Raw genomic sequence first — 12,550 nt, forward strand, 5'->3', positions numbered from 1 at the left:
AGTGGGCGGATTCTGCCGTCATGAGCGTCCTCGTCAGTCTTCGATTCCTCGCTGGGCCGGCACTCCTGCCTTGAAGTGATGTTTCACCATTGTCATTTCCGTCACCGTGTCTGCCAGATCCATCAATTCCTGAGGCGCGTTGCGCCCGGTCAGACAGACGTGCACCTGCGACGGCCGCTCGCGCAGCGTCTCCAGCACCGGCTCCAGCGGCAGCCACCCGTAGCGCAGCGGATACATGATCTCGTCCAGCACGACGAGGAAGTGTTCGCCGGCCAGGATCGTGGCCTTCGCCCGTTCCCAGCCGTCGCGCGCGAGCTGCGCCGAATGGTCCAGGTCCTTGCTCTTCCACGAGAACCCGTCGCCCAGACCCTCGATGGGCACGCCGATCTGCTCGAACAGCCGGTGCTCGCCGAAGCGCGCGCTCGGCACCTTCATGAACTGGTAGATGTGGACCGGCTTGCCGCGCCCATGCGCGCGCAGCGCCAGCCCGAAGGCCGCCGTGCTCTTGCCCTTGCCGTTGCCGGTGTGGACGATCACCAGCCCGCGGCGTTCGCCGTCGGGAATGATGCGCACCCGGTCGACGGGCGGTTTTTCGATTTCCATGTCGATGCTCCGATGAATGCGTTCAGATCCGCGCGCGCAGGCTGAGACGGAAGGTGCGCGGCTCCATCGGATGCACGAGGCGCCCGTTGATGCCTTCGCCGTTGTTGCAGCCCGCGCCCTCGGCGCGCGTGCAGGCGGCGCCCCAGTACTCGATGTCATTGGCCTTGGTGTCGAAGAGGTTCAGCACGTCCAGGCCGAGCTGCCAGCGGTCGCTGAGCTGATAGCCCAGACGCCAGTTGGCGGTGAACACGGCCTTGGACTTCTGCGTGCCGGTCTCCTCGAGCGCGTAGGCGCCCAGGTACCGCAGCTTGAAGCCGCTGGACCACGGACCCGCCGGCGCCCAGTTGGCCGACATCGACGCGGACCACGGCACCGCGTTGGGCACGCGCTTGCCGCTGCCGAACTCGGTCTCGGTCGTCTCGACGAAACGGGCGCGGGACCAGGCCACGTCCGCGTCGATCAGCCAGTCGCGGCCGACCTGCACGTCGTTCGACCATTCCAGCCCCACGCGCTTGGACGCACCGCGCGCTTCGGTCACGCCCTCGTCGCCGACGAAGACCAGCTCCGAGGCCAGGTTGGCCTGCCACAGCGCCAGACTGGTGGTCCAACCCGTGACGGGCTTGGTGCGCAGACCCAGCTCCGTGCTCTTGGTGCGCGCCAGCAGCGGCAGGCGGTCGACCTCGCTGCCGTCGGCGGGATTCGTCGTCGAGGTCGCGCCGCGCGCGTCGTTCGATCGGAAGGCCCGTGCCCAATGCAGGTAGACCTCGGTGTCCGCCGCGACGCGCGCGATCAGGCCCAGCTTCGGGCTGAACTGCGACTGGCTCGCCTTGCCGCCGTTGTCCATGTTGAACTCACCCGCGGTCGGCGAGACCGTCGCGCGCATCGTGTCCCAGCGCGCGCCCACGGTGCTGCGCAGCCAGTCGGTCCAGCGGCTGCCGAGCTCGACGAAGACGCCCGCGTTGTCCTGGCTGACGCGGTCCTCGCGCACGGTGTGCGTGCGCACGCGGTCGACGGTGTCGTACAGGCCGAGCGTGCCGATCTTGTCGTGGCGCCATTGCAGGCCCCAGGTCAGTTGCTGATCGGCGGGCAGCCACGCGGCGGGCAACTGGTGCTTCAGCGAGCCGCCCCAGAGCTTGCGGTGATCGGCCTGCTCGTGCTGGTCACCGTCGGGGCCGTTGATGAAGCCGGACGGCGCGGAGAACAGGTTCAGCGCGTAGTCCACCACCCAGGCGTCGGCGGTCCACTGGCCGCTGCCCTGGTTGTAGGCGAATCCGCCGCTCAGACTGTGGCGGTGCGTGCGGCCGCCATCGTTGGCCAACAGCGTGCCGTAGCGGCCGATCTCGCCGCTGTCGATGGCGCGCTCGGGCACGTGCTCGCTGGCCCGCCAGGCGGCGCTGTAGCTCAGCAGGTCGACGTGCGCGCCGTTGCGCTCGTCGCCGCGCGTCAGGCGCAGCACCGCGTTGCGGCGATGCAGGTCCTCGGCCTGGTCCCACGGGCCGTCGTAGACGCTGCCCTCGACCGCGCCCAGCAACGACCAGCCGCCGCCGACCTTCGCGCTGCCGGCGCTCAGCGCGCGCCGGTAGCCGTAGGGGCCGGCCGTCACTTGCGCGAAGGGGCGCTCGATCTCGCTCAGGTAGCCGATGCGCGCGGCGCCGGTCGTCGCGAAGTCGCCGTCCTCCGCGTTGAACGCGCCCTTGCGGTAGCGCAGGCTGTCGACCAGCTCCGGGATCAGGAAGTTCAGGTCCATGTAGCCCTGGCCGTGCGCGTGGCTCGCCATGTTCACCGGCATGCCGAGCACGAAGGTCGCGAAGTCGCTGCCGTGGTCGAGGTTGTAGCCGCGCAGGAAATACTGGTTGGCCTTGCCGTCGCCGCTGTGCTGCGTGACGGTCATGCCGGGCATCGCTTCCAGCAGCTCGGCCGGGCGCAGCAGCGGACGCAGCGCCAGGCGCTCGACGCCGACCTCGCCCTCGGAGGCGCTCTCGGCCTCGCCGAGCTGCGCGCGGCTGCTGATGCGGACGGTGTCGAGCGTGTTGGCGTCCTGCGCGTGGGCGGCGCCCGCGAGCAGTGCGATCGCGCTCGCGATCACGGTGATCCTGTTGTTCGAGTTCAAGCGGCTCCCCGTGGGATCAGGTGGTTGTCGTTATGGAAATGCAGGCCCGCTCGATGCGGCGGATTCGATCGGCGCGATTGCCAGATGGCGCCGGCGCACATGAGCAGCGCCATCGCGATCCAGGCGAGCGCCTGTTCGAGGCGCTCTGCGGTCGGCGCGGCCGTTGGCGGCTTCGGAGGCTCGGGCACGCGCTGCAGCGCGAGACCACGCACGGTCGGAACCGGCGGCACGGCGGGAGTCGCGCGCCGTTCCGCAGGCTTCTGCGCCTTGTTGGCCGGCTGAGGCGCGGCGGGTGACGCCGGCTGGAAGGCCGGCACGTCCTGCGGCAATTGATCCGCCGTCCAGCGGCGCACCGAAGCCAGTTCGTTGTTCAGCGGCGCCGCTTTCGTCAGGTCGCGGTACAGCGAGGCGATCTCCTGCTTCGTCCGCGCGTCCGGCTTCCAGTAGCCCATGCGGTCGGCCTGCACCAGGCGCTCCAGCGCCTGCGCATAGGCCTGCGGGTTCTGCTTCAGCCACGCCGGCACGCCGAGCTTGTGCCTGTCCTTGACCAGCACGTCGTAGAAGCTCTGCCAGTGGTCCGCCCGCACGGTGCCCGGCGCGATGCTCTGCCAGCCGAAGCTGTACTGCACCGCCTTGAGCACCTGCAGCGCGCCGGACCAGCCCTCGGCCTGCTGCGCCTTCAGCCAGCCGGGGTGCAGGTAGCGGCTCTGCATCTCCAGCGCGATCGCCTGCGCGGCGGTCTCGGTGTGCTGCTCGGCGGCGTCCTGCAACTGGCTCACGTGGAGGGCGACGCCCGTCGTGTTGCCCGCAACCTTCGCCGCCGCGGCCAGGCCGCCGAGGTACTGGAACGGATCGTCGCTGCTGACCATCGCGTACAGGTGGCTGCTGCGCGACATCAGCGCCGCATCGGTGTGACGCAGGTGCGCGCCCAGCGCCTGCTGCGCCTGCGCCGGCGGCACGCTGAGCGGCTCGCCGTCGACGTAGGGCTGGCTCATGGTCGACAGGAAGAGCTGGCCCAGGCGTGGATCGGTCTGGCCGTCCTTGCCCTTCAGGCCGTTGTCCTGCACTGCATCCGCGATGCCGGTGCCGTAGTCGCCGGCCGGGTTGCCGAACACGCGTGCCTGCGCCAGCGCTTGCGCCTGCGCGGGCTTCAAACCCGCCTTGCGGAGCTCACCGGCGATCGCGCGGTTGTTGCTGGCGATGGCGTTGTCGGACTCGGCCTCGCCGGCCGCGGCGACCGCCTGGTCGATCAGCTTCATCAACGCCGGGAACTGGTCGCGGTAGGAGCCGGTGATCGACAGCAGCACGTCCACGCGAGGACGGCCGAGCTCCTTCGGGCTGAGCAGCTTGATCGAGGTCGGCCGGCCGGTCGCGTCCCACACCGGCGTGGCGCCGAGCGCCACCAGCGCCTGCGCTTCCATGATCCCTTGATGGCGGAGCGTCTCGCCCGCCCACAGCGACAGCGCGAGCCGCCGAGGCGCGGTGCCGGCCTTGGCCTGCTCTTCGTACCAACGCTTGAACAGCGCCTGCGCGGCCTCGAAGGCCTGGCGCGTGGGCAGCCGGTTGGGATCGAGGCCGGTGAGGTTCCGGCCCGTCGGCAGGCTCTCCGGATTGCGCAGCAGATCGCCGCCGTAGGCCGCGGGGATGAAGCGCCCATCGAGCGCACGCAGCAGCCCGGGCATCTCGCCTTCGGTCGAGAGCCGCGTCGACATCTCCTGCGCGCGCAGCGCGAGTTGGTACAGCGCGGCCTGGTCGATCGGCTTGCGCGCGGCGCGGTTGGGGACGAAGCCGTCGCCGCAGGTGACCAGGGGAGCGCTCGCGGCGGTGCCGGGTGCGGAGGCTGCGTGCTTGAGCTCCGCCGCGACTGCGGAAGCGGCCGATGCCGCCGCTGCCGTGCCGGCCGCGATGCAGGCGGAAGGACGTAGATCGAGGTGGCTCGCTGCGTCCGCGTCCTTCAGCGCGAGGTCCAGCCAGCGCGCCGGCCGCGCCTTGGCCACGCCCTCATGGTTGATGAGGAAGGCCTCGTCGATGTCTTCGCCGAGCGCCTCGATCAACGGCACGCGCAGCAGCTGCAGGATGGAGCCACGACGCTGGTCCTCGTCGGGCACGACGCCGAACAGCGCCAGCCCCTTGGGCTGCGAGCTCTGCGCGAGCCGGTCCAGGTACGGATGCAGCAGCTCCAGATAGCCGCTGAAGTTGGCCGCGATCTGCTCGGCGCTCCAGCCCAGGTCGCGATGCAGGTTGTGCTCGACGAACTGCTGGATCATCTGCCGCTCCAAGCCCTGCCGGGTCGGTCCGGGATCGACGGTCTCCCACTCATGCATCAGCTCATGCATGTAGGCCATCTGCGCGTTGAAGCCGGCGGGCGCGAAGCTCGGCGTGCGATGGCTCACCATCAGCGCGCGACCGCGGCGCTTGGCGGTGAGCGCCTCACCGAGGTTGTCGACGATGTAGGGATAGATCACCGGCGTGTCGCCCAGCGGCAGCCACACGGGATCCATCACATCGGGCCCGCGGATCTTGCCCGGCGCCCATTCCTGCGTGCCGTGCGTGCCGAAGTGGATGATCGCGTCCGCCTGCCGCGCCCACAGGTAGGTGGCGAGGTAGTGGTGCGACAGCGGCGTCTTGCTGCGATGCATGAACGGGTCCTGCCCGTTGCGCAGCGTTTCCTCGCGCGGCGGCTGCGGCAGCACGGTGAGCGCGCCGAGCTTCAGGCGCGGGATCACGAAGACCGGCTCGCCGCGCACGCGCAGGACGTAGCGGCTGCTGGCGGGCGTGCCCCAGCGCGCGACGATGGGATCGCGCACGGCCTTGGGCAGCGCGTCGAACCACGCGGTGTAGCGCGCGAGCGGCAGCGCCTCGGCCTGGTCCGCATCGAGCAGCGCCTGCAAGTCGGTGCCCGGGTAGTACGCGGACAGCAGCGGCTTGAGGCCGGAGATCCAGTCGGCCTCCGCCATCGGCGTGACGCCGTAGCCCGCGTCCTTGAGTCCGGTGCCGACGCGCGCCAGGCTGCGCGGCACGTTGAGGAAGGAGGCGCCGAAGTTGCTGCCGCCCGGCGGGTAGTTGTAGACGAAGGCGACCAGGCGCTTGTCGGCGTTCGCCTTGGTCTGCAGCGTGACCCAGCGCGCGGCCTTGCCGGCGACGCTGGCGGCCTGACGCTCGATGAGCTCGGGCTCGCCGCGCTTCGGATGCGCGACGACGACGACCGGATCGATGAGCCCGGCCGCCTCCGGCTGCGCGAAGTAGAACGGGATGTCGGCCTGCGCGAGGCCGGTCTCGCTGCCTTCCCATACCGCGGCTTCATCCTGGCGATACGGCTGCGTCTGCAGCACCGGCACGCCCCAGCGCTCGAAAGTGGGTTGCAGCGTCGCGCCTTGCGGCAGCAGGCTGTGGTTGACGATCACGCGCGCCTGCACCTGGCCGTCGCGCTCGAGCAGCTCCGACAAGGGCTTGTCGCTGAGCTGGCCGCTGAAGGCGGCGTAGGCGAGCAGGCCCTGCTTGCGGAACATCGCGAGCCAGCGGTCCAGCCACTCGGTGTTGCCCTGCACGAAGTGATAGCGATGCAGCAGGATCGCGACGGGCTCGCCGCGCAGCCCTTGCTGCGCGGCCCAGGCGCGGAACTCGGCCGCGTCGGCGAAGAGCTTCGGAGCGCCGGGATAGTGGATGCCGCGTTGCGGGATCAACTGCGGCGGGCCGAGGTCGGGTGCGCGCTTGCCATCGAGCTGCGCCCGCGCGATCGCGAAGGCCGCGCGCGTGTTGGCCGGACCGCCGGCCTGCAGATAGGCGCGCAGGCTGCGATCGCTCGCGGCGGGCTCGCCCGCGGGAATCCACAGCACGCGCGGGGCGGGCAGGGCGGCGCGTTGCAGCGCGGCGTCGAGGATCTGATGCAGCCGTGCTTCCGCGGTGGCATGCGGGATGTCGATCCAGACGAGGTCCGCTTCGCGCAACGCGCGATCCAGCGCCGGATCCTTGTCGACCGGCGCGCCGCGCAGCGGGTACTCGATCTGGCGCACCTCGAAGCCGAGGGCCTTGCCCTCGCGCTCCAGCAGCGCATGCTTAGCGGCGGGCGTGATGTCGACGCTGAGGAACAGCACGCGAGACGACGTGTTCGCGGCGCTCGCGACGAGCGGCACGCACAGCGACAGGACCGCGACCGCGAGGCCGCGCGCCAGCAGGGACGCGATCCTCATGGCTTGGGCGCTTCCCCGGCCTCGGGCACGTAGATGATCGAGCCGTCCTTCAACTTGTACGCGACGCCGGCGCGCTCGCCCTGGCCTTCGGCGCTGCCGCCGTTGCCGCGGTACTTGATCTCCTGGCCGTCCTTGCGCACGACGATCTCCATGCCCGGCTGGCCGGGGTTGCGGATCACCGTCTCGTCCGCGTGCGACTGCTGCTGCAGCGCGACGGCGGTCAGCAGCGCGACGACCAGCACCAGGAACACGTCCACCAGGTTCACCGCGGACAGCATCGGGTCGTCATCCTCTTCGGCGAGGATGGAGAGGCGGCGGCCGGCGCTCATGTCCAGCCCTGTTCGGTCTTGATGGCGAGCAACTCGGCCAGCAGCCAGCGGCGACGGATCGAGTACACGACGAGCGCGATGGCGGCCGCCGCCAGCGCGAGCACGACGCCCGAGAACGCGGAGCTGAACACCGCCAGCGCGGCCTGACCCTGGCCGGCGGCGACGCTCTGCAGCGCCGGGCCGAGCGGGACCATCGTCGCGATCAGGCCCAGCAGCGGCGCGACGCGGCCCAGCAGGCGCGGCGCCTCGAGGCTGCGGACGATCTGGAGCTCCAGCGTCTCCAGGTTGCTCGTCGCATGCACCTTCAACTGACGGTAGCCGGGCCGGCGGCGCTGCACGGCCTCCATCACCGTGGCGCCCGCCGTCCACAGCGCGTAGACAAAGCCGAGGGCAACAAGGATCAGCACCGGCCACAGCAGGGCCTGCGCGATGTGGGCGAATCCGGATTCGAGGAACATGGTCGGTGGGCTCAGCGCTTGGAGAATGAATCGGTGCCGCCGAAGAACGCCGCGATGGCGCCCGGGTTCGACGGGAAGTAGTGATGGACATAGCTCCGCGCGCAGCGAGCCCAGGGCGTACAGGCGCTCCGCGGCGCGGCCGGCGTTGGGGTTGGTCGCCGTGGCGATGGGAGAGAGCGGCGTCTCCATCGCGGAGTAATGGAAGGTGTGGCCCCGCAGCTCGCCCTCAGGCCAGGCGATCGTCTGCAGCCCCAGCGCGGCCAGCCGCTTCTGCATCGACGCGCGGCCCGGCATCAGCGCCGCCATCGCCTGCGCACCGCCGTCGGCATCGCTCAACTCGTCAAGCAGCACCAGCATCCCGCCGCATTCGGCAAGCAGCGGCCTCTCAGCTTCCAGGTGCGACGCAAGATCGCCGAAGAAGCGCGGATGCTCGCGGAGCGTCCGCGCATGCAGCTCGGGGTAACCGCCGGGCAGCCACAAGGCGTCGCATTCGGGAAGGTCTTCGCCCGCGATCGGACTGAACTCCCGGACATCCGCGCCCAACTCGCGCAGCACATCAAGATTCGCCGGGTAGATGAAGGAGAAACACGCGTCGGTAGCGACGGCAATGCGCCGGCCCTCCAACGGACGATCGAGCGCAAGACCGACGGGCGGTGGCCCCTTTTCTCCGTGTCCCTCCTTCAGTTGCCTGCCGGCAACTGAATTCCCTCCTTGACCTCCGAAAAGGGGCCACCGCCCGTCGGTCTTCGATCCGCTCTGGAAAATGTCCCGCAGCGCGCCAACCTCCCACGCGTCCGCCCACGCCTCCAACTGCTTGTCGATCTCCGGAAGCTCCAAGGCCTGCACCAGACCCAGATGCCGCTCGGGAAGGGACAGCGTTGCATCGCGCTTCAATGCGGCAATCAGCGGGAGGTCGTGGGGCAGACCTTCGCCCACCATGCGCGCGTGCGCATCACTGCCGACACGGTTGGCGATCACGCCGGCAACTTGGATGTCATCGCGGAAGCGCGCCAGTCCCGTCGCCAAGGCGGCGAAGGTCTGCGCCATCGCCGATGCGTCCAGCACCACGATCACCGGCAACCCGAACGTCGCCGCCAGATCCGCGCTGCTCGGCTTGCCGTCGAAGAGACCCATCACACCCTCGACGAGGATCAGGTCGGCGCTCTCCGCCGCGCGAGCGAGCAGTTGCCTGCAATGCGCCTCGCCCCCCATGAACAGGTCGAGCTGGTAGACCGTGTGACCGCTCGCGCGCTCCAGCACCATCGGATCCAGGTAGTCCGGCCCCGTCTTGAAGACACGCACGCGCAGTCCGCGCCGGCGCGCCGCACGCGCCATCGCCGCAGTCACGCTCGTCTTGCCCTGGCCGGAAGCCGGCGCACTGATCAGGAAGGCTGGGCAGGCAGTCATCGGGAGTTCATTCATTGAGCGCGACCCAGCGACCCTGCACTTGAAGGATCAGCAGTCGGTTGTGGAAGACGCGCTGCAGCGCGTCGTGCGTCGTCGCGTCGTGCGGGGCACCCTCATGGACGATGCGACCACCATCCATCACCACCAGCGTGTCGGCCTGCAGGGCGACGTTGAGCTCATGAAGGACGCTGACGACGGCGCCACCCGCCGCGACGCGCTCGCGCACGATGCGCGCCCAGTCGCTCTGATGCGGCGGATCCAGGTGGGCCAGCGGCTCGTCCATCAGCAGCACGCCCGCGCGTACCGCCAGCGCGCGCGCCAGCAAGACGCGCTGCCGCTCGCCGCCGGACAGGCTGCCCAGCGCGCGGTCCTTCCAGTCCCAGCTTTGCGTCTGGCGCATCGCGTGTTCGACTGCCTGGTGATCGGCGGCGCTGGCCGGCGCCAGCCAGGGCTGATGCGGCAGCCGACCCAGCATCGCAATGTCGTAGGCCGTGAGATCTTCCGAGGCCGCTTCGTTCTGGCCGAGCCACGCGACCTGCCGCGCGCGCTGTTTTGCCGGCCAGGCCGTCCAGGGCTTGTCGTCGAGGGTCAAGGTGCCGTCGAAAGGCAAGAGGCCCGCGATCGCGCGCAAGAGCGTCGACTTGCCCGCGCCGTTCGGGCCGACGATCGCCGTCCATGCACGTGGCGCAAGTGCCAGCTTCAGTGCGTGAAGCACGGGGCGATGGCTGAGGGACAGCGACTTCAGGTCGATGCGCAGCGACGGCACGTGGCCGAGATCCACGGCGTCCGCGCTCATCGCGAACCTCCGGTGCCGCCGAAATGCGCCTTGCGCCGGTGCATCAGCCACAGCAGATAGCTGCCGCCGAGCAGGGCGGTGATGATGCCCACCGGCAGTTCCTGCGGCGCGATGACCCAGCGCGCGGCGATGTCGGCGGCGAGGAGCAGTGCGCCCCCTGTCAGCGCCGAGAGCAGCAGCAGCGCGCCGTGCGTGGTCGGTCCCCAGCTGCGCACGAGATGAGGCGCGACAAGGCCGACGAAAGCGATCAGTCCGCATTGCGCGACTGCCGCGCCGGTCGCCAGCGAGAGCGCGGCGATCAGGAGCAGTCGGATCAGCGTGAGCCGCTGTCCGAGCGAACGCGCGGTGTCCTCGCCCAAGGTCAGCGCATCGAGTGTGCGGCTGCAGCCGAGCGCGACCAGCAGGCACAGCCCCATCGCGACGACCATGACCTGCACCGCGCTCCAGCCGACATAGCCGGTGCTGCCGAGCATGAAGGCCTGCATGGCGCGCAGGATGTCGGGATTCATCAGCGTCAGCAGCGCGGAGCCGGAGCCCAGCACCACGCCGACGACCACGCCCGCCAGCAGCAGTCGCAGGCTCTGCGTGACGCCGCGCGCGAGCACGAGCGTGAGCAGCACGGCGCCGATGGCGCCGACGAAGGCCGCGCCGGTCATGCCGACGCGCAGCGCCAGCGCGGCCGCGGCGGGCGAGACACCCATGACGAAGAGCAAGGCGGCGACGCCGAGCGAGGCGCCCGCCGAGCAGCCCAGCAGGTACGGATCAGCGAGGGGATTGCGGAACAGGCCCTGCGCGATCGCGCCGGCCAGCGCCAGCAGCGCGCCGGCGAGCCACGCGCCGATGGAGCGCGGCGCGCGGATGTCCCACAGGATCATGCGCATCGTGTCGCTGCTCTCCGTCCACGGACTCCATCCCATGCTGCCGATGGCCAGGCCCAGCGCCAGCAGGGCGGCGCCGAGCAGCAGCAGCGCCGTCAGCTGCGCCGCCGTCTTGGGGGAGAGCAGGGAGGAGGGCCGCATCAGCGCATGCCCCCGGGCGGCGCGTTGAAGGGCACCGTCGGCAGCGGCACGGGGCCGGCCGCCGCCTCACGCAGGCAACGCGCCATCAGCGCCGCGGCCTCCGACATGCGCGGGCCGGGGCGGACGCAGCACGTCGGACTCCGACGGGATCCAGACGCAGATCCGCTGGTTCTTGACCGCGCGGATCGCGGGCCAGCCGGGTCGTTGCGGCAGTCCCGCCGCGTTGCGCTGGCCGACCATGATGACCTGCGGATCGGCGCGGACGATGAATTCGGGGTTGAGCTTGGGGAAGGGACCGAGCTCGGCCGGGATGATGTTCTTCGCGCCGAGACGCGTCAGGATCTCGCCCATGAAGGACGCCGTGCCCGCGCCGTAGGGGCCGGCGTCGACCTCGTAGTAGACGCTGAGGCCACGCGCGCCCGGAGGCAGCGTCGCGGCGCTCTGCGCGATGTGGCCGTCGACGCGGTTCCACAACCGGCGCGCGTCGTCCTCCTTGCCGAGGATTTGCCCCATCTTGCCCAGCACGCGCTGGACGTCGTTCATGCTCTTGGGCTCCAGCGCGACGACCTTCAGGCCGAGGCCCTCCAGCCGGTCGATGACGCGCGCGGAGACGCCCAGCACCACGACGTCCGGCTTCAGCGCCACCAGCGCCTCGATGCTGGTGTCGTCGAGACCGCCCAGGCGCGGCAGCTTCTGCACGCTCACCGGGAAGTTGGAGAAGCGGTCCACGCCGACGACTTTCGCGCAGTCGCCGAGCTCGCAGATGGTCTCGGTCAGGGAGGGCAGCAGGCTGACGATGCGTCGCGGCACATCGGGCAGCGTGACCGTGTGGCCGCGGTCGTCCTTCAGTGTGATCGGCGCGGCGATCGCGGTCGTCGCGAAGGTCGAGAAGGTCGCGAGCGTCCCCAGCATCGCGCCACCCGCCGCGATCCTGATCGCGCCTCGCATCCAGCGTTCCATCGACGTCATCCGTTGTGCTCCTCGTTCGCTTCGTTCGCCTTGTTCACCGTGTCGGTGGTCTGGCCGGCGCCGTCCGGGTCCTCGACGGGCCGTGTCCATGGCTGTCCCGCGACCATCAAGGTGAGCTCGGCGCACTGCCGCGCTACGAGCTGGTTGAGCCAGCCCAGTTCGTCCACATAGGCGCGCACCTCGCGACCCATCGGCATCACGCCCCAACCGACCTCGTTGGAAACGAAGACGACGGGCGACGCCAGTTGCGGCAGCAGTCGCTGCAGGTCGGCGCATTCGGTGCGCCAGTCGTCGAGACGCGGCGCGCCGTCCATCGGCATCAGCCAGTTCGTCAGCCAGAGCGTCAGGCAGTCGACGACGATCAATCGCTGCGGCGAGGCCGCGGCGCGCAGCGCCTCGCACAGGCGCAGCGGCGCTTCGAGGGTGTCGAAGCCCGCCGGGCGGTCCGCGCGATGGCGCGCGATGCGCTCGCGCATCTCGTCGTCATGGGCCTCGGCGGTCGCGATGACGGTGACCCGGTGCGTCGGCGTGCGCGCCCAGCGCAGCGCGAGGCGCTCCGCGTGGCGCGACTTGCCGCTGCGCTGGCCGCCGATGATCAGGTGATGAGCGGACATCCGGAATCTCCAGTGAAAGCCAGGCATTGACGCCGAGAGACAGACCTTACCGCCT

The 12,550-nt window shown here is 70.3% G+C and carries 9 protein-coding genes and 1 pseudogene; all 10 read right to left on the reverse strand.

Annotated elements, in window-relative coordinates:
• Nucleotides 1-33: 33 nt before the first annotated feature.
• Nucleotides 34-603, reverse strand: a complete 570-nt coding sequence (gene cobO / locus ACFJIX_RS13200) for a cob(I)yrinic acid a,c-diamide adenosyltransferase (RefSeq protein WP_377160677.1) — start codon at nt 601-603, stop codon at nt 34-36.
• Nucleotides 604-625: 22 nt separating this feature from the next.
• A complete protein-coding gene (locus tag ACFJIX_RS13205) occupies nt 626-2,713 on the reverse strand; it encodes a TonB-dependent receptor (protein ID WP_377160680.1) in 2,088 nt (695 codons plus the stop codon).
• Entirely contained in the window at nt 2,710-6,903 is a 4,194-nt protein-coding gene (gene cobN / locus ACFJIX_RS13210; protein WP_377160683.1) for a cobaltochelatase subunit CobN, read from the reverse strand. The genes ACFJIX_RS13205 and cobN overlap by 4 nt, the downstream gene beginning before the upstream one ends.
• A complete protein-coding gene (locus tag ACFJIX_RS13215; protein ID WP_377160685.1) occupies nt 6,900-7,232 on the reverse strand; it encodes a DUF2149 domain-containing protein in 333 nt (110 codons plus the stop codon). Before ACFJIX_RS13215 ends, cobN begins: the two co-directional genes overlap by 4 nt.
• Nucleotides 7,229-7,690 carry a hypothetical protein gene (locus tag ACFJIX_RS13220; protein ID WP_377160688.1) on the reverse strand — a complete coding sequence of 154 codons (462 nt, stop codon included), beginning with the start codon at nt 7,688-7,690 and terminating at the stop codon, nt 7,229-7,231. Before ACFJIX_RS13220 ends, ACFJIX_RS13215 begins: the two co-directional genes overlap by 4 nt.
• 11 nt (nt 7,691-7,701) lie before the next feature.
• Nucleotides 7,702-9,097: pseudogene (locus tag ACFJIX_RS13225) on the reverse strand (cobyrinate a,c-diamide synthase).
• Between the two features lie 7 nt (nt 9,098-9,104).
• Nucleotides 9,105-9,893, reverse strand: coding sequence for an ABC transporter ATP-binding protein (locus ACFJIX_RS13230; RefSeq protein ID WP_377160691.1), 789 nt, complete (start codon nt 9,891-9,893; stop codon nt 9,105-9,107).
• Complete coding sequence (locus ACFJIX_RS13235; protein WP_377160694.1) at nt 9,890-10,912, reverse strand: FecCD family ABC transporter permease; 1,023 nt, start codon at nt 10,910-10,912, stop codon at nt 9,890-9,892. The genes ACFJIX_RS13230 and ACFJIX_RS13235 overlap by 4 nt, the downstream gene beginning before the upstream one ends.
• A gap of 66 nt (nt 10,913-10,978) precedes the next feature.
• Nucleotides 10,979-11,881 carry an ABC transporter substrate-binding protein gene (locus ACFJIX_RS13240; RefSeq protein ID WP_377160697.1) on the reverse strand — a complete coding sequence of 301 codons (903 nt, stop codon included), beginning with the start codon at nt 11,879-11,881 and terminating at the stop codon, nt 10,979-10,981.
• Complete coding sequence (gene cobU, locus ACFJIX_RS13245; RefSeq protein WP_377160699.1) at nt 11,878-12,495, reverse strand: bifunctional adenosylcobinamide kinase/adenosylcobinamide-phosphate guanylyltransferase; 618 nt, start codon at nt 12,493-12,495, stop codon at nt 11,878-11,880. The genes ACFJIX_RS13240 and cobU overlap by 4 nt, the downstream gene beginning before the upstream one ends.
• Between the last annotated feature and the right edge of the window lie 55 nt (nt 12,496-12,550).

The sequence above is a fragment of the Roseateles sp. UC29_93 genome, from assembly GCF_042695725.1.
In the GTDB taxonomy this organism is placed as follows: Bacteria; Pseudomonadota; Gammaproteobacteria; order Burkholderiales; family Burkholderiaceae_C; genus Roseateles; species Roseateles noduli_A.

What these genes read in the sequence shown, in the direction of transcription:
- cobO (WP_377160677.1), bottom strand. Translation starts at nt 603, where the DNA reads ATGGAAATCGAAAAACCGCCCGTCGACCGGGTGCGCATCATTCCCGAC.
- cobN (WP_377160683.1), bottom strand. Translation starts at nt 6,903, where the DNA reads ATGAGGATCGCGTCCCTGCTGGCGCGCGGCCTCGCGGTCGCGGTCCTG.
- ACFJIX_RS13215 (WP_377160685.1), bottom strand. Translation starts at nt 7,232, where the DNA reads ATGAGCGCCGGCCGCCGCCTCTCCATCCTCGCCGAAGAGGATGACGAC.
- ACFJIX_RS13220 (WP_377160688.1), bottom strand. Translation starts at nt 7,690, where the DNA reads ATGTTCCTCGAATCCGGATTCGCCCACATCGCGCAGGCCCTGCTGTGG.
- ACFJIX_RS13230 (WP_377160691.1), bottom strand. Translation starts at nt 9,893, where the DNA reads ATGAGCGCGGACGCCGTGGATCTCGGCCACGTGCCGTCGCTGCGCATC.
- ACFJIX_RS13235 (WP_377160694.1), bottom strand. Translation starts at nt 10,912, where the DNA reads ATGCGGCCCTCCTCCCTGCTCTCCCCCAAGACGGCGGCGCAGCTGACG.
- ACFJIX_RS13240 (WP_377160697.1), bottom strand. Translation starts at nt 11,881, where the DNA reads ATGACGTCGATGGAACGCTGGATGCGAGGCGCGATCAGGATCGCGGCG.
- cobU (WP_377160699.1), bottom strand. Translation starts at nt 12,495, where the DNA reads ATGTCCGCTCATCACCTGATCATCGGCGGCCAGCGCAGCGGCAAGTCG.